Source organism: Catenulispora sp. GAS73 (genome assembly GCF_041262085.1).
Taxonomy (GTDB): domain Bacteria; phylum Actinomycetota; class Actinomycetes; order Streptomycetales; family Catenulisporaceae; genus Catenulispora.
Map to the genome: position 1 here is coordinate 1 of NZ_JBGCCM010000049.1, position 16,685 is coordinate 16,685.

11 protein-coding genes are annotated in these 16,685 nt (G+C 70.2%); 6 read left to right on the plus strand and 5 right to left on the minus strand.

What is annotated here, in order from left to right; translation table 11 throughout:
- The first annotated feature begins 372 nt into the window (after positions 1 to 372).
- Complete coding sequence (locus ABH935_RS45085) at positions 373 to 1,215, plus strand: polysaccharide lyase family 7 protein (protein ID WP_370384158.1); 843 nt, start codon at positions 373 to 375, stop codon at positions 1,213 to 1,215.
- A gap of 107 nt (positions 1,216 to 1,322) precedes the next feature.
- On the opposite strand, the gene ABH935_RS45090 is transcribed toward ABH935_RS45085, so the two are convergent.
- Both ABH935_RS45090 and ABH935_RS45095 read right to left on the minus strand, forming a co-directional pair.
- Positions 1,323 to 1,589 (minus strand): hypothetical protein, encoded by a 267-nt coding sequence (locus tag ABH935_RS45090; protein ID WP_370384159.1) that lies wholly within the window; start codon positions 1,587 to 1,589, stop codon positions 1,323 to 1,325.
- A 5-nt stretch (positions 1,590 to 1,594) separates the two neighbouring features.
- Entirely contained in the window at positions 1,595 to 2,314 is a 720-nt protein-coding gene (locus tag ABH935_RS45095) for a TetR/AcrR family transcriptional regulator C-terminal domain-containing protein (protein WP_370384160.1), read from the minus strand.
- Positions 2,315 to 2,665: 351 nt separating this feature from the next.
- Here ABH935_RS45095 and ABH935_RS45100 point away from each other — a divergent pair, with 351 nt between their 5' ends.
- Together ABH935_RS45100 and ABH935_RS45105 are read left to right on the plus strand one after the other, a co-directional pair.
- Entirely contained in the window at positions 2,666 to 4,180 is a 1,515-nt protein-coding gene (locus ABH935_RS45100; RefSeq protein WP_370384214.1) for an MFS transporter, read from the plus strand.
- A gap of 356 nt (positions 4,181 to 4,536) precedes the next feature.
- Positions 4,537 to 8,445: a glycoside hydrolase family 3 C-terminal domain-containing protein gene (locus tag ABH935_RS45105; RefSeq protein ID WP_370384161.1), complete on the plus strand. Its 3,909-nt coding sequence runs from the start codon at positions 4,537 to 4,539 to the stop codon at positions 8,443 to 8,445.
- 15 nt (positions 8,446 to 8,460) lie between these two features.
- On the opposite strand, the gene ABH935_RS45110 is transcribed toward ABH935_RS45105, so the two are convergent.
- On the minus strand, positions 8,461 to 9,429 hold the full coding sequence (locus ABH935_RS45110; RefSeq protein ID WP_370384162.1) for a threonine/serine dehydratase: 969 nt from the start codon (positions 9,427 to 9,429) through the stop codon (positions 8,461 to 8,463).
- Between the two features lie 17 nt (positions 9,430 to 9,446).
- A complete protein-coding gene (locus ABH935_RS45115; protein ID WP_370384163.1) occupies positions 9,447 to 10,643 on the minus strand; it encodes a serine hydrolase domain-containing protein in 1,197 nt (398 codons plus the stop codon).
- A gap of 19 nt (positions 10,644 to 10,662) precedes the next feature.
- Here ABH935_RS45115 and ABH935_RS45120 point away from each other — a divergent pair, with 19 nt between their 5' ends.
- From ABH935_RS45120 to miaB, 3 genes are all read left to right on the plus strand, one after another.
- Positions 10,663 to 11,190, plus strand: a complete 528-nt coding sequence (locus ABH935_RS45120) for a GNAT family N-acetyltransferase (protein ID WP_370384164.1) — start codon at positions 10,663 to 10,665, stop codon at positions 11,188 to 11,190.
- A gap of 127 nt (positions 11,191 to 11,317) precedes the next feature.
- Complete coding sequence (gene mraY, locus ABH935_RS45125; protein WP_370384215.1) at positions 11,318 to 12,379, plus strand: phospho-N-acetylmuramoyl-pentapeptide-transferase; 1,062 nt, start codon at positions 11,318 to 11,320, stop codon at positions 12,377 to 12,379.
- Between the two features lie 56 nt (positions 12,380 to 12,435).
- Complete coding sequence (gene miaB / locus ABH935_RS45130) at positions 12,436 to 14,001, plus strand: tRNA (N6-isopentenyl adenosine(37)-C2)-methylthiotransferase MiaB (RefSeq protein WP_370384165.1); 1,566 nt, start codon at positions 12,436 to 12,438, stop codon at positions 13,999 to 14,001.
- Between the two features lie 61 nt (positions 14,002 to 14,062).
- On the opposite strand, the gene ABH935_RS45135 is transcribed toward miaB, so the two are convergent.
- Positions 14,063 to 16,648: a hypothetical protein gene (locus tag ABH935_RS45135; RefSeq protein WP_370384166.1), complete on the minus strand. Its 2,586-nt coding sequence runs from the start codon at positions 16,646 to 16,648 to the stop codon at positions 14,063 to 14,065.
- Between the last annotated feature and the right edge of the window lie 37 nt (positions 16,649 to 16,685).

Here is a 16,685-nt window from a genome sequence, read left to right on the forward strand (position 1 = left end):
CGGACCGGCGCGTGGTCTTGCACGCGCAAACCGCCACCCGCCAGCGCACTGCCGCAGAAGCCTGAACCGCCGCGCGGTCGTGCCAGCGAAAACCGCCAGCCGCCAACGCAACCCGCAACGCACAACCGAACTGCGCCACCCGTGCGAGGCCATCAACCACCACCCAAAATCACCCCACCCACGAACTATCACCCATTCACATACCCGAACCCCAACTATGGTTATGAACCTTTACTCAGCCTTGACCACCCGCCCATTGCCGGAACAGCCTCCGCCCCAGACGATGAACACGCGCTTCGCAAGGCCCGGACAGTACCACCGGCCACCATCCCCGCCCCACCCCACCTCGCCCCCCGACCGAAGGGACCTCCCATGCCAAGACCCGCATCACCCAAGCTCCTAGCCGCAACCGCCGCCGCAACCGCGATCTGCACCGCCCTCGTGCTCGCCGCGTCGTCGACGGCCGCCCAAGCGGCCCCCGCGCGCGCCGCCTCCGCCGGCGTACACGCGGTCCAGGGCAAGCTCAGCACGACGGTCGCGCCGGGTGGCAACTTCAACCTGTCCGTCTGGGAGCTCCAGGAGCCCGTGGGCAGCCCCGGCTCGCCGCGCACCATCCCTTCCTCGCAGATGCAGGGGGCGAAGGGGTATCAGGACTCGTACTTCTACACCGACACCCACGACGGCGCCATGACGTTCTGGGCCCCGGAGAAGGGCGTCACCACGCCGAACTCCAACTACGCGCGCTCGGAGTTGCGCGAGATGAACGCCGACGGCAGCGTCGCCGACTGGCACCTGGCCGGCACTCACCAGCTGCAGGCCACCCTGCGCGTGGTGTCGGTGACCAACCACGTCTGCGTCGGCCAGATCCACCTCGGCACCGGCGGCTCGTCGACGAAGCCCCTGGTCGAGCTGTACTACTACAACAACGGCAACATCGTGCTCGGCACCGAGAACTCGCCGTCCGGCGGCCAGACCACGCACCAGATCGCGAACGTGCCGGTCGGTACGCAGTGGAGCTACACGATCTCCGTCACCGGCGGGAACACCGTCAACCTGACGGTGAACGGCAAGACGACGAAGTACACGATCCCGTCGTCCTTCGACCAGTACAACATGTACTTCAAGGCCGGTAGCTACAACCAGTCCTCGTCGAACAGCACGACGAAGGGCGCGCGGGTCGCCTTCTACGCACTGACCGTGCACCACGGCGCCTAACCAGCGTCTAACCGCACGCGGCCATTCCCCGCACCCGATCCACAATCAGGGGCGGGGAATCAAGCGCGGGGAATCACGCGCCGAGAATCACCCGCGGATTCACCGAATCACAACCCGAACGCTTCCTTCGTCTTCGCCCGCTGCGCCCGAGCCACCCCGCGCAGCACCTCGTAGCTGCGCCCGTCCATGGTCGACACGACGATGACATCGTGGCCCTGACGCTCCTCGACCGTGGTGATGGAAGCGCGCGCCAGCGAGATGTTGTCGTTGAAAAGCATGCGGAACGGCGCCTTCAGATGAATCGTGTGTTCGTCGAAATCGGTCACGGTCCAGTGCTTGTTCTCGGCCTTGGTGGAAGCCTTGTTGTCCGTCATGCCTGTTAGCGTTGCGCCGGCGGCGGGGCGGTGTCCGCACAAGTGGGCCGTTCGGGTGGGTTTCCGGACGGGTTTTCGGATTCGGCGGTGCGCCGAATCCGCAGGCCGTCGATGATCCGCTCGACCCCGAAGGCGAACAGCTCCTGCGAGTTGTCGCCGACGAGCACGTCGATGAGCGCCGCGATGTTCGGGTATTGGCCGACGTCGGCGCGCTTCTCCTTCAGCGCCGGCTTCGGCGTCTGCTCCTGCAGCACGAAGCCCTGGACGTACGTCGCCATCGTGAGCGTGGCCCAGGCGGCGTCGGCGTCGGAGAACCCGCCGGCGTGCAGTCGGCCCATCATGACGTCCAGCACGTACAGCAGGTTCGGGCCCGCCGTGCGACGCCCGGCCATCAGGCGCGCGGCATCGCGGTTGGCGTGCAGGTGGCGGTAGTAGGCGTGCGCCGCTTCGCGCAGGCAGCGCTCCCAGTCGCCGGTGGTGGCCAGCTTGCGGGCGTCCCAGACCACGCTGTCGGCGAGCAGGTCGAGCAGCTGCTCCTTGTCCTGGACGTGGTAGTACAGCGACGCCGCGCGGACGCCCAGCTCGGCGGCCACCTTGCGCATCGACAGCGCGTCCAGGCCCTCGCGCCGCAGCACCGCCATACCCGCCGCGACGAGGGCTTCGCGGGTGATGGCAGGGGGTCTGGCCGCCGTGTTGGCCGCCGTGTTGTCGTCCGCCGAAACCACCCGGGGCCTCCTTTTCCATACTTCCGCCGCCATGCCTGCTGACCAGCGCTGTCGGCACCCAGACTTGCAGTCTAACGCTGTTAGTGGGAACCTAACGGCGTTAGGCAGCCGTCGCGCGGGGGCTCCGCCCGGCTTCGGGCTGCCCCGCGCCTCGAAACAGGGGGCACCATGGCCATTCCGGAACGAACACGTAGCGGGACCGACGACGGGTCTCCGCCGGAAGCGTCGACGCCGGCAGCACCGACGGCACCGACAGCGACGTCACCGGCAGCACTGGCAGCACCGTCGCCAGCAGCACCGGCCGCGCCGGGCGAACCGACCTCCCGTCGCAAAGCCCTGATCCTCGGCACCCTGTGCATCACACTGTTCATGGCCATGCTCGACAACGTCGTGGTCAACACCGCGCTGCCGAAGATCGGCTCCCAGCTCCACGCCGGCGTCACCGGCCTGCAGTGGGTCGTCGAGGGCTACAGCCTGGTCTACGCAGCGCTGCTGCTGACCGGCGGCACGCTCGGCGACCGCCTCGGCCGCAAGCGCGTCTTCCTCACCGGCGTGGTCGGCTTCACGCTCGGCTCGATGCTCTGCGCGCTGTCCGGCTCGATCGGCGAGCTCGTCGCGGCCCGCATGCTCCAGGGCGTCGGGGCGGCGCTGCTGACTCCGGGCAGCCTGTCGATCATCCGCAACACCTTCCCCGACCCGCGCGAGCGGGCCCGGGCCATCGGCCTGTGGTCCGGCATCTCAGGGCTCGGACTCGCGCTCGGCCCGGCCGTCGGCGGCCCGCTGGTCGACGCCTTCGGCTGGTCCAGCGTGTTCTGGATCAACGTGCCGATCGGCGCCGTGGCACTGCTGGTGGGCTTGCGGGTGCTGCCGGAGTTCCACGACGGCCGCGACCGCTTCGACATCCCCGGCCAGGTCGCCGGCGCCCTGGGCTTCGGGGCGCTGGTGTTCGCGCTCATCGAGGGGCCGAGTTCGGGCTGGGAGAGCGCCCGGGTGCTCACCGCCGCGGCCCTCGCGGTGCTCTCGCTGGCGGCCTTCCTCATCATCGAGGCGACGCGCGCGGCGCCGATGCTCGACCTGTCGTTCTTCCGCGACCGCGTCATCACCGGCGCCCTGATGAGCGGGTTCATGGTCAGCTTCGGGATGTTCGGCGCGCTGTTCTTCCTGCCGCTGCTGATGCAGGACGTCTACGGCTGGTCGCCCACCATGGCCGGCGTGGGCTCGCTGCCCGCCACCGCCTCGATCATGGTGGCCGCCCCGGTCGCCGGCATCGTCACCGGACGCCTCGGCCCGCGCCCGGCGCTCGTCAGCGGCCTGACACTGTGCGCCATCGCCCTCGGCGGCCTGTCGCTCTACGGCCTCGGCGCGCACTACGACCAGTACGTGTGGACGCTCCCGGTCATGGGCCTGGGCATGGGCCTGTCCTTCGCGCCGGTCTCGGTCGCGGTGCTCGAACGCGTCCCGGGCCCGAAGGCCGGCATGGCCTCGGCGGTGACGAACACCATGCGCGAGGTCGGCGGCGTGGTCGGCATCGCCGCCCTCGGCGCGATCCTGACCAGCCGGATGACCGGCCTGCTCCACGACAAGCTGCACGCGCACGGCATCGACGCCGCGCACACGCACCAGGTCGTCGCCGCGGTCACGAACGGAGGCGCCGGCGGGATCACGGCGAGCCGCGCGCTGCCGCCGGTCCTGCGCGACACGGTGGACAGCTCCTTCGTCGAGGCGTTGCATCTCGCGTTCCGCAGTGGCGCCGGAATGCTCGCCCTCGCCGCGATCGCCGCCCTGATCCTGTTGCGGCCCAAGGCGAAGCGCGAGGATTTGTCTCAGCCTTCTGAGGTTGGCGCTCAGACCGTCGCCCAGGTGTGATCTCATCGCAGAGCGCTGTTGAGCTGCCGGGGTCTCGCTTCGAGGCCCCGGAACCGGTAACGGATGCGGTTACGGGAACGGTTCCGGAACCGGTTCTTCATTGACAGTGGTTAACCCGCGCGCAATATTCAAGCCGAACGAGGGCGCCCTCCCTGATCACGTCGCACCGATGACAGCGGCTGTATGCCGCTGCCATCGGTGAGGTCTCCAGGATTGAAGGGACTGTAATGAGGCTCCTCACACCCGCGCGCGGCCGACCACGATCATCCAGGCCAGGTTCGGCCAAACCACGATCGTCCAAACCACGATCGTCCAGACAGCGGCCGGTTTTCCGTACCCTGCTGGCGGCCGGGGCGTTGTTCGCCGCGTCGCTGGCCGGTCTGCCCAGTCAGGCGCACGCCGCCGCCGGGACTCCGTTCGGCGGGACGCCCGCCGCGTTGCCCGGCCTGGTCGAAGCTGCGAACTACGACACCGGCGGCCAGGGTGTCGCCTACAACACGGCCCCCGGCAACGGTTCGGCGAACAGCTACCGCGCCGACGGCATCGACCTGGAGACCACCGCCGACACCCTCGGCACCAGCCCGGCCGGTGGTGCCTACGACATCGGCTGGACCACACCGGGACAGTGGTTCAACTACACGGTCAACGTCGCCACCGCCGGCACCTACAGCGTCGCCTTCAGGCTGTCCTCGCCATACGGCCTGACCGACGCCCTGCACATCGCCGACTCCTCCGGCGCCAACCTCACCGGCTCCGTCGCCGTCCCCAACACCGGCGGCTACGAGACCTGGACCACCGTCACCGCCAGCCTGAACCTGCCGGCCGGCACCCAAACGCTGACGGTGAAGCAGGACTCGAACGGCTTCAACTTCCACAACATGGCCTTCACCCTCACCACCAGCGGTGGCGGCGGGGGCGACAAGCCGTTCGGCGGGACGCCCGCGCCGGTGCCCGGCACCGTTCAGGTCGCCAACTACGACACCGGCGGCCAGGGCGTCGCCTACAACACGGTCGCCGGCAACGGCACGGCCACCGGCTACCGCACCGACTCGGTGGACCTGGAGAACACCAGCGACACCCAGGACACCAGCCCGCCCGGCGGTCCCTACGACATGGGCTGGACCAACGCCGGACAGTGGTTCAACTACACGGTCCAGGTGGCCACCAGCGGCATCTACACGGTCAGCTTCCGGGTGTCGTCGCCGTACGGGGTCTCCGACGGGCTGCACGTCGAAAACGCTTCCGGCGCCAACCTCACCGGCGCGGTCGCCGTCCCGAACACCGGGAGCTACGCGACCTGGACCAACGTCACGGCGACCCTGACCCTGCCGGCCGGGGCCCAGACGCTGACCGTGAAGCAGGACGCGAACGGCTTCAACCTGCACTTCCTGACCTTCACGCAGGGATCGGGCGGCGGCGGACCCGGACCGGGCCAGTACTGCGGCACGCAGGACCTGGCGATGGACCAGCCGACCACGGCGTCCTCGACGTACTCCGCCGCCGGCAACCTGGCCTCCGCGGCCACCGACGGCGACCCCGGCACCCGCTGGGAGAGCGCGTACAGCGACCCGCAGTGGCTGGAGGTCGACCTCGGGAGCCAGCAGCAGATCTGCAGCGTGGGCATCCTGTGGGAGAACGCGTACGCCTCGGCGTTCCAGGTCCAGGTCTCCAACGACAACGCGACCTGGACGAACGTCTACTCCACGACCACCGGGACCGGCGGCCACCAGACGATCCCGGTCTCCGCGACCGACCGCTACGTGCGCATGTACGGCACGGCGCGCGCCACACAGTGGGGCTACTCGATCCTTGAGTTCGACGTCTACGGCCTGACCAACACCCCGCCGGTCACCGGAGGCAACGGCAACGGCGGCAACGGCGTCTGCCCCTGGGTCGGCTCCACCGCGCCGGTCGCACAGCGGGTCCAGCAGGTCCTCAACACCATGAACCAGTCCGAGGAACTGACCCTGGTCGCCGGTGACGGCACGACGAACTACATCGGCCACGTCGCGGGCATCCCCAACCTGTGCATCGCGCAGACCAACATGGAGGACGGCCCGTCCGGGGTCGGCGACGGCAACGGCGGCGTGACGGCCTTCCCCGACGGGGAGTCCGCCGCGGCCACCTGGGACACGACGCTGATCGGGCAGGAAGGCACCGCCAAGGGCGCCGAGTTCGCGGGCAAGGGCGCGAACGTCTCGCTCGGCCCGACATCCAACGTGGTGCGCGACCCGCGCTGGGGCCGGACCTATGAGACCTATGGCGAGGACCCGTTCCTGGCCGGCCAGGTCACCTCGGCCGAGGTGAAGGGCTTGCAGAGCCAGGGCGTGATGGCCGACGTGAAGCACGTCGCCGCCTACGACCAGGAGCAGTATCCGAACGGCGGCAACAACGAGATCGTCGGCAACCAGGCGATGCAGGAGCTGTATCTGGCTCCGTTCCAAGACTCGATCGCGCAGTCCGCGCCTGCTTCGTTCATGTGCTCCTACGCCGTGGTCAACGGTGCCTCGTCCTGCGCGAGCGCCTCGATGCTCCGCAACGGCCTGGACACCCAGGCGAACTACGGCGGCTTCATCGTCTCCGACTGGGGCGCCGCGGGCCCGGCGGTCGCCGACGCCAACGGCGGCCTGGACATCGCGATGCCGTTCAACTCCTACGCGACCAACCTGGGCAACGCGCTGGCCGCCGGCCAGTTCGACCAGGGCACGCTGAACTCCATCGTGGCCAGGATCCTGACCCAGATGTTCGCCTTCGGCATGTTCGACAACCCGGCGTCTGGCTCGCTGTCCGCCACGGTGACCACTGCGGCGCACCAGCAGACGGCGCTGCAGTTGGGTCAGGAGGGCACGGTCCTGCTGAAGAACAACGGCATCCTGCCGCTGAACCCGAATCCGAGTACTGCGAAGAGCATCGCGGTGCTCGGGACCGACGGCGGCGCGGCGGTGGAGCTCGCCGGCGGCGGCAGTGGCGGGGTCGACAGCTCGAACACGGTCTGGCCGATCACCGGGATCCAGAACGCGGTCGGGCCGAACGTGAAGGTCACGTACACACCGGGCGACGACAACGGGACGACGAACATCCCGCAGGCGGTGGCCGCGGCGCAGGCTGCGACGTACGCGATCGTCTTCGTCAGTGCGCCGGAGGGCGAGGAGAGCGACCTGAAGACGCTCGACGTGTCCGCCGCCGACGAGACGATGATCTCGGATGTGGCGGCGGTGAACCCGAACACCATCGTGGTGATCAACAGCGGTTCGCCGGTGGTCATGCCGTGGCTGAACAACGTGGCCGGCGTCTTCGAGAACTGGTACGGCGGCCAGGAGACCGGTGCGGCGGTGGCCTCGCTGATCTTCGGGACGGTGAACCCGTCGGGCAAGTTGCCGGTGACGTTCCCGTCGTCGCTGAGCCAGGTTCCGGCGCAGACCACGGCGCAGTGGCCGGGGACGCCGGCCGGGCCGATCTACAGCGAGGGCGTGAACATCGGCTACCGCTGGTACCAGTCGCAGAACATCACCCCGGCGTTCCCGTTCGGATACGGGCTGTCCTACACCAAGTTCGCCTTCTCAAACTTGGCGGTCGGCGGGTTCAACGCCAACGGGCAGGCCACGGTGACCGCGACGGTGACCAACACCGGCTCGGTGGCCGGGGCCGAGGTGGCACAGATGTATGTCGGCGATCCGGCGGCCAGCCAGGACCCGCCGAACCAGCTGGCCGGGTTCCAGCGCGTCATGCTCAACCCGGGGCAGAGCACGCAGGTCAGCTTCCCGCTGACGGTTCACAACCTGGCTTCTTGGTCTGGTACTGACAACCAGTGGGAGGCGCAGGCCGGGACGTATGCGATCCGGGTTGGCGACGCGTCGAACAACCTGCCGCTGACCGGCTCGACTTCACTCGCGAACACGCTGACCGGCCAGGTCGCCGCCGGCTCCTCCTACGCGGGGGTGTCGTCGGCGAACACCGCGGTCAGCGCGAACGTCACACCGAACTCCGGCGTCCCGGGCGCAGAGACGGTCGGCGTGGTCAACCCCTTCGGCTACAGCAGCCCGAAGGGCGCGGCGGTGTCGTTCCCGATGCAGGCCGTGGACTCCAAGCAGGGGCAGACGCTGACCTTCACGGCCAGCGGGCTACCGCCGGGGATCAGCATCAGCGGCAACGGCACGATCTCCGGCAGCGGGACCACGCTGGGGACGTACACCGTGACCGTGACGGCCACCGATCCTGCGGGGGTGTCCGGCACGGCCACGTTCGTGTGGTCCGTCGTGCAGTGACGATTCGGTAAGGGATCAGTGAGACAGGTCGGACGGATCGGTGTTCGCGCCGCACAGCACGACAGCGATCCGTTCGCCCTCGCGCGGGGAGTACCGCCCGGACACCAGCGCGGCCAGCGCGGCCGCGGCCCCGTGCTCCACCAGCACTCGGCGGTCCTCCCACAGCGCGGCGCGGGCCGCGATGATCTGCTCGTCGGTGACCAGGACCGAGGTGGCCAGCGGGTTGGTCGCGAGGCGGTGGGCCGTCTCGGAGACGCGGCGGGCGCCGAGGGCGTCGGCGGCGACGGAGTGCACGTCGACGTCGGTCGGGCCGCCGGCTTCCAGCGCGGCGTTGAGCGCCCGGCAGTTCTCGGGTTCGACGGCGACGACGCGGACGCCGTGCGGGAACATGGCGGCGGCGGTGCCGGCGAACAGGCCGCCGCCTCCGACCGCGACCATGACGGTGTCGATGTCAGGGGCCTGTTCGCGGATCTCGGCCGCGCAGGTTCCGGCGCCCGCGGCGATCAGGGGGTTGTCGTAGGCGTGGGAGAGTAGGGCTCCGGTGGCCTCGGCGTGCTTGATGGAGGCTTCCAGCGCGTGCGCGTAGACGGTGCCTTCCAGCCGTACGTCGGCGCCGAGCGCGCGCAGCTTCGCGACCTTCACGGCCGGCGCGGTCTCCGGGACGAAGACGGTGACCTTGATACCGGCGGCGCGGCCGGCCCACGCGGCGGCGATCGCGGCGTTGCCGCCGGAGGCGATGGCGATGCCCTCGCGCGGCATGGTGCCGTTCTCCAGGTGGTATACGGCGAGGTTGAGGGCGCCGCGGGCTTTGAACGAGCCGGCGTGCTGCATGAACTCGTACGCGAGCCACACCTCGGCGGCGTTGGGGACGGCGCCGGGGACGACGTCGGCGTCGGCGCGCGTGACGGCGACGCGCCGCACTCGGGAGCCGATGCGGTCGGCGGCGGCTTTGACGTCGGTCTCGGTGATGACGGGGGTGCTCATCGGGCTCCTTGGAATCCTCAGGCGGCGGCTTGGGTCGCGAGGGTGTCGAACTCGGCTGTCGTGCCGTTGAAGATCGCGTCAGTGGTCTGTGACAGGAAGATCGCGCAGAGGCCGAGGTGCGGGTGGTTGGCCCAGAACGTGCCCCAGCCGCCGTCCCAGCCGTAGCGGCCTTCGGCGGTGACGGACAGGCCCATGCCCCAGCCTTCTCCGTCGAGCGGGAACGGTGCTTCGGCGACCTGCTCCGGGGTGAGCTGGTTGGTGGTCATCAGCTCGACGGATTCTGGGGAGAGGACCTGGCGGCCCTCGTGCGTGCCGTGGCGCAACAGCATGCGCGCGAAGGCGTAGTAATCGTCGGCCGTGCTGATCAGGCCCGCCGCGCCGGACGGGAAGACAGCGGGAGCGGCCCAGGTCTGCCAGGGGTCGGCCGGCTGCCGGGTGAGCTTTCCGGCGGCGGGGTCGGTGAAGTACCAGTCGGGGAGCCTGCGCGCCTGGTCCTCGGGGACGCTGAAACCGGTGCCGGCCATGCCCAGCGGGTCGAGGATCAGTTCCCTGACGACGTCGTCGAGGGGCGCCTCGGCGGCGCGGGCGAGCAGGACGCCCTGGACGAGCGAGCCGACGTTGTAGCGCCACCGTGTGCCGGGCTGATCCATCAGCGGGAGCTCGCCGAACAGGCGGATCCACTCGTCCGGGGTGTGCCGCGTGCGGGGTTCCGGCTGCGCGAGCACCAGGTCGCGCTGCTCGGCGGCCAGGTTGATCGGGTACGGCGGGTTGATGTCCGGCGGCGCGCCGTTCATGCCGAAGCCGAGACGGAAGGTCAGCAGATCGCGGGCGGTGATCGGGCGCTCGGCCGGCACGGTCTGGTCGAGCGGGCCGTCCAGGCGGGTCAGGACCCTGCGGTCGGCGAGCTCGGGGAGCAGGCCGTCGACCGGGGCGTCGAGGTCCAGCCCGCCGGCGTCGACGAGGGCCAGGACCGCGGCGGCGACGATCGGCTTGGTCATCGAGGTGATGCGGAAGGGCGTGTCGCGGCGCATCGGGTGGCCGGAGCCGAGCCCGGTCTCGCCGAACACACCGACGTCGACCTGCTCGGCGCCGTCGTCGCCGACGCGGGCCACGAGCGTCACCGCGCCGGGCAGTTCGGCGCGCTCGACGCGGGCCGCGACCGTCTGGCGGAGGGTCTGGAGCGCGTCCGGGTTCAGGTGGGGTGCCGGTGCCATACCAGCTATTGTCCATCCCATGACGATCGTCATCCGCCGCGCCGACCTCTCCGCCGAGGCCGAGGAGATCACCAAGCTGCTGGTGGACTACATCACCACGGCTCTGCGGGAGCTCCACGAGACCTTCGGCGTCGAGGACTCGCCGACCGACGTCGACGGCCTGCGCGACTCGCTGGAGGAGTACCGCGATCCGGCCAAGGCCCTGTTCGTGGCTCAGGACGTGGGCGAGGACGCGGCCGACAGGCTCGTCGGCGTGGCAGGTCTGCGCACGCTGGAGCCGGGCGTCGTCGAGGTGAAGCGGATGTACGTGGTCCCTGAGTGCCGCGGCCGGCGGGTCGGCTCGCAGCTCCTCGATCGGCTGCTCGAAGAGGCAGAGCACATGCGGGCGCCTACGGTGCGCCTCGATACGGTCCGCTTTATGGCGGATGCTCAACGGCTGTACCGCTCGCGCGGGTTCGTGGAGCGGACGCCGTACGCCGGGACGGAGATTCCGCCGCATCTCCAGCAGTACTGGATCTTCTTCGAGCGGGATCAGGCGGCTTCCTGAACGTCGTGACACCGTGTCGAAGGCTCATCGGCTAGTCAGAACCATGCCACGATAAGGCTTTCCTTCTGCGTACTATGACTCCGTCGTTCCGCCCGAACGCACGCCCCGTTGGAGGACCCACCCCGTGATGCGATCGGTGCTCTACGCCATGTCCATCGCGCTGATATGTTCGCTGCTGGGCACGCCGGTCGCGATCAGGTTCTTCAAAAAGCGGGGCTACGGCCAGGAAGTCCGGGAGGACGGTCCGAAGACGCATCTGGTCAAGCGGGGCACGCCGACCATGGGCGGCACGGTGATCGTGCTCTCGGTGCTGATCGGGTACTTCCTCACCAAGGCGATCATCGTCAAGACGCCGACGCCCTCGGCAGTGCTGGTGCTCCTGCTGATGACCGGGATGGGGGCCGTCGGGTTCGTCGACGACTTCATCAAGATCAACCGGAGCCGGTCACTCGGACTGCGGGCCAAGGCGAAGCTGGTCGGCCAGTGCTCGGTGACGATCGCCTTCGCCGTGCTGGCGCTGCGGTTCCGCAACTCCCTGGGGATCACCCCGGCCAGCGATCACGTGTCCGTCCTGCACGACGTCAGCTGGCTGGGCCTGGGCCCGATCCTGTTCGTCGGATGGTGCTACGTCATGACCGCCGGCTGGGCCAACGCCGTCAACATCACCGACGGCCAGGACGGCCTCGCCACCGGCGCCTCGGTGCTGGCGTTCGGCGCGTACACGGTGATCGGCATCTGGCAGTACGGCCAGCCCTGCGGCCTGGCCCCGCACGGCGGCTGCTACGAGGTCCGCGACCCCCTGGACCTGGCGGTCGTGGGCGCGGCGCTGGTCGGCGCCTGCTTCGGCTTCCTGTGGTGGAACGCCACCCCGGCCAAGATCTTCATGGGCGACACCGGCTCCCTGGCGCTCGGCGGGGCGTTCGCCGGCCTGGCCATCTGCTCCCGCACCGAACTGCTCGCGGTGGTCATCGGCGGCCTGTTCGTGACGGAGCTGATGTCGGTGGTGATCCAGGTGGGCTCGTACAAACTGCGGCACGGCAAACGGGTCTTCAAGATCGCACCGATCCACCACCACTTCGAGATGCTCGGCTGGAACGAGGTCAACGTGACGATCCGGTTCTGGATCATCGCCGGCCTGTTCGCCGCCGGGGGACTGGCGATCTTCTACGGGGGCTTCGCGGCGAAGTAGCGGCGGGTGGGCGATGACGGCCTGCCCACCCGGCCGCAACGCCTATCCTGGTAGGCATGCCCGACACCGCGACCGACAAGACCTACATCGTCCGCACCTACGGCTGCCAGATGAACGTCCACGACTCCGAGCGCCTGTCCGGCCTGCTCGAAGGCGCCGGCTATGTGCGGGCGGAGGACGGTGCCTCCGAGGCGGACGTGGTGGTGCTCAACACCTGCGCGGTGCGGGAGAACGCCGACAACCGGCTCTACGGGAACCTGGGGCATCTGGCCTCGGTGAAGGCGGGGCGGCCGGGGATGCGGATCGCGGTCGGGGGGTGTCTGGCGCAGAAGGACCGCGGGGAGATCACGCGGCGGGCGCCGTGGGTGGACGTGGTGTTCGGGACGCACAACATCGGGTCGTTGCCGGTGTTGCTGGAGCGTGCTCGGGTGCAGGACGAGGCCCAGGTGGAGATCCTGGAGTCGCTGGACGTGTTCCCCTCCACGCTGCCGACGCGGCGGGAGTCGGCGTACGCGGCGTGGGTCAGTGTGTCCGTCGGGTGCAACAACACCTGCACCTTCTGCATCGTGCCCGCGTTGCGCGGCAAGGAGAAGGACCGGCGGCCCGGGGAGATCCTGTCCGAGATCGAGGCGCTGGTCGCCGAGGGTGTGTGCGAGGTGACGCTGCTGGGGCAGAACGTCAACGCGTACGGGTCGGAATTCGGCGGAGGCGCTGATGGGTACAGCGGGGACCGGGAGGCGTTCGCGAAGCTGCTGCGGGCGTGCGGGCAGATCGAGGGGCTGGAGCGGGTGCGCTTCACCTCGCCGCATCCGCGGGACTTCACCGACGACGTGATCGCGGCGATGGCCGAGACGCCGAACGTCATGCCGCAGCTGCACATGCCGCTGCAGTCCGGCTCGGACACCGTGCTGCGCGCGATGCGCCGTTCCTACCGGCAGGACCGCTACCTCGGCATCATCGAGCGGGTGCGCGCGGCGATGCCGGACGCGGCGATCACCACCGACATCATCGTCGGCTTCCCCGGGGAGACCGAGGAGGACTTCGAGGAGACGATGCACGTCGTGCGCGAGGCGCGGTTCTCGGCCGCGTTCACGTTCCAGTACTCCAAGCGGCCCGGGACGCCCGCGGCCACGATGGAGGAGCAGGTGCCCAAGGAGGTCGTGCAGGCGCGGTACGAGCGGTTGGTCGCGCTGCAGGAGGAGATCTCCTGGGAGGAGAACAAGAAGCAGGTCGGGCGGACCGTCGAGCTGCTGGTCGCGGAGGGCGAGGGGCGCAAGGACGGGGAGACCCGGCGGATGTCGGGGCGGGCTCCGGACAACCGGTTGGTGCACTTCGGAGTGGGCGACACTGCGGCCGCCGACCTGCCGCGTCCCGGTGACATGGTGTCGGTGGAGATCACGTACGCCGCACCGCACCATCTGAACGCCGACGGGCCCGAGGGCGGCAGCGCCATCAAGGCTCTGCGACGCACGCGATCCGGCGACGCCTGGCAGGCTCGGCAGGAGCAGCCGGAGGCGGAGCGGCGGACTTCGGCTGTGGTGCTGGGGATGCCGTCGATCGGGAAGCCGGCGGTGTCGGCGTCGACGTCGGCCGAGGCGGAGAACGCTTGCGGCGTCTGCTGATTCGTGAACGTGATTGAGGCCCCTGCGAAGGTGATTCGCAGGGGCCTCAATTCGTTCGGTGCTACTGGTTCCCGGACCAGTTCAGCGGACCGGAGGTGTCCACGGCCTTCTTCGCGGCGGCGTCCAGCCACGGCGTGATGTCGGTGGACTGCGAGTGGTTCACGGCCAGCGCCACCGACAGGATGATGTAGCGGTGCTGCTGCTCGCGGTACTGCTTGATGGTCGCCGACTGGTAGTCGCCCTGGCAGGCGTTCGAGCCGGCGCCGCTCGCCGGGCACCAGATGCCGAAGTCGGCGGCGGACTGCTGCGCGAGGTCGTTGTAGACGGTGGTGGCGGTGTGCTGGTCGGGCAGCGGCAGGACCTTGACCGAGACCAGGTACTGGCCGCTGTCGTCGACGTAGGCCGCCGCGATCTCCTTGCTGCAGCTGTTGGAGGTCAGGATGTCCTGCATGTTGTTGGACATGTCGGTCTGCACGCAGGGCTGCACGCTGCCGGCCTTGAGCGAGTAGTGCACGCCCTTGTCGTCGGTGAACTCCTGCGGTACGAGCGAGTTCACGTCCAGCGGCGTCTTGTCGGTCTGGAAGGCGTTGAGCGACGTCGGGTCGAACGGCGTCGAGGTCAGCTCCGGCGGCGAGTCGGTGGTGGTGGCCGTGTCGGTGACGTCGCTGGAGGTGTCGCTGGACGTGTCGGTCGGGGCGGAGTCGGAGCTGGACGTCGACGGGGTGGGGAAGTTGGTCCCGGGTACCGACGTCGGCCCGTTGGACGTCCCGGACCGGGAGGTCGAGGAGTTCGCGACGTTGTTGATGGCGTCGGACGACCCGCCGTTGCCCCGCGTGGCCACCACGACCAGCGACACCACCGCCGCGACCGCGACGACGGCCGCGACGATGATCGCGGCGGTCTTGCCGCCGTTGCCCTTGCCCGGCGGCGGCCCCTGCTGCGGGAAGTAGGGCTGCTGCCCCGGCGGGTACGGCGGCTGCCCCGGACCGGGACCCCACGGGCCCGGCGCGGGCTGGGGACCGGGGGCGCCCTGCTGCCAGGGGCCCTGCTGGGGCTGGAACTGCGGGGCCGGGCCGCCGCCTTGGGGCAGCGGCTGAGGCTGGGGCTGCGGTGGCTGCAACCACGGATTCGGCGCGCCGGGCGGCGGGACCGCGGCCGCGGCCTGCGTCGGGGGCACGGCCGTGGACGGGATGGGCTGCTGGCCCATGGCCTGCGGCTGGCCGGCCGGCTGCGGCGGCACGGCGTCGGCGACCTGGGTCGGGGCGACGAACGGATTGGGCGCCGGCTCGGCAGACGCGGCTGCCGGGATGGGCAGCGCCTTGGTGGCGGAGTCGTCCGGGGAGGGGATCTCCTCGGTCGAGTCGGTGGGGATCGCGTCGGCGGCGGAGGCGAGGTCGAGGGCGGGGACCTGGCGGGTCGCGGTGGAATCGGTGTCGGATGCGAGCGCGCCGGCTGCGGCTGCCGCGGCGACGAGGGGGACCTGCCGGGTGACGGTCTCGTCGGCGGGGGATTCCAAGCTGGCGGTGTCGGATGCGGGCGCGTCGGCTGCGGCTGTCGCGGCGACCAGGGGGACCTGGCGGGTCGCGGCTGAGTCGGCGTCGGTGGCGGATTCGAGGCTGGTGGTTTCGGCTTCGGCCGGCGGGACCTCGTCGGCTGCGACCGGAGCGTCGGCGTCGTCGGCAGGCGATTCCAGGCTCGTGGTCTCGGCTTCGGGCGCCGGGACTTCCTCGGCTACTGCGATGACCGGCACCTGGCGAGTGGCCGCGTCATCTTCCTCGGCGTCATCAGCGGCCTCAGCCTCAGCCTCGACCTCGCTCTCAGCCTCGACCTCGCTCTCAGCCTCGACCTCGCTCTCGCCGGTCTCGGCAAGCAACTCGGCCGCCGACATGGTCTGCGTCGGCACGTCGCTCGACTCGATCGGCTGCGTCGCGTCGTTGGTGTCCTCGTCGGCGGCCGCGGCGCTCGCCGCCTGCGCCTCGTGCAGGGTGTCGGCGGCGTGCGCGGTCTCCAGCGGCGCGCCCAGGCGCGTCAGCTCCGCGAAGGTGCGGTCCAGGGTGCTCGCGCGGTCCGCTTCGGGCTGCGTGAGGCCGCTGATCAGGGTCGTGAGCTGCGGTTGGCGGGGGGTGTCGGTGGTGCCTTCGGAGGCCGGGCGGCCTTCGGCGGCCAGGAAGAGGGAGGCGCCGAGGGCGGGGAGGTCGTTCTGCGTCGTCTCGATCGGGAGGAGGAGGACCTGGCCGTCGTCGGTCAGGAGGATGTGGTCCGGGGTGGCCGAGATGCGGGGGCCGTTCGCGGACAGTGCGGTGGTCGCTCCGGCCGCGATGAGGAGCACCTGTTCGGCGGGGAGGGCGCCCCACTGCGCCACGGCGTCGGAGAGGGTGCGGGCCGCGACCGGGTGCGTCACCAGCCAGGCGCCGGCGTCGCCGGTCGCGGTGGCGGTGACCGGCGGGATGCCGGGGCGGTCGCGCCAGCGGTCGGTGTCCAGGGGGTCGGGGGCGTCGTCGGCGGCGCCCGCCTCCCCTGGCGGTGCGACCGGGACCAGCAGCACTTCGCTGCCGTCGCCGGTCTCGTCGTGCGCACGCCACGCCGGCCCCAGCGGCTCGCCGGTCCGGTATCTTCCGGCGACCAGATCCCCACGCTGCACGGACAAGGCCCCGCCCTCCCTCGTCATCAGGTCCCTGCTATCT

What these genes read in the sequence shown, in the direction of transcription:
- ABH935_RS45090 (WP_370384159.1), bottom strand. Translation starts at nt 1,589, where the DNA reads ATGACGGACAACAAGGCTTCCACCAAGGCCGAGAACAAGCACTGGACC.
- miaB (WP_370384165.1), top strand. Translation starts at nt 12,436, where the DNA reads ATGCCCGACACCGCGACCGACAAGACCTACATCGTCCGCACCTACGGC.
- ABH935_RS45110 (WP_370384162.1), bottom strand. Translation starts at nt 9,429, where the DNA reads ATGAGCACCCCCGTCATCACCGAGACCGACGTCAAAGCCGCCGCCGAC.
- ABH935_RS45115 (WP_370384163.1), bottom strand. Translation starts at nt 10,643, where the DNA reads ATGGCACCGGCACCCCACCTGAACCCGGACGCGCTCCAGACCCTCCGC.
- mraY (WP_370384215.1), top strand. Translation starts at nt 11,318, where the DNA reads ATGCGATCGGTGCTCTACGCCATGTCCATCGCGCTGATATGTTCGCTG.
- ABH935_RS45085 (WP_370384158.1), top strand. Translation starts at nt 373, where the DNA reads ATGCCAAGACCCGCATCACCCAAGCTCCTAGCCGCAACCGCCGCCGCA.
- ABH935_RS45120 (WP_370384164.1), top strand. Translation starts at nt 10,663, where the DNA reads ATGACGATCGTCATCCGCCGCGCCGACCTCTCCGCCGAGGCCGAGGAG.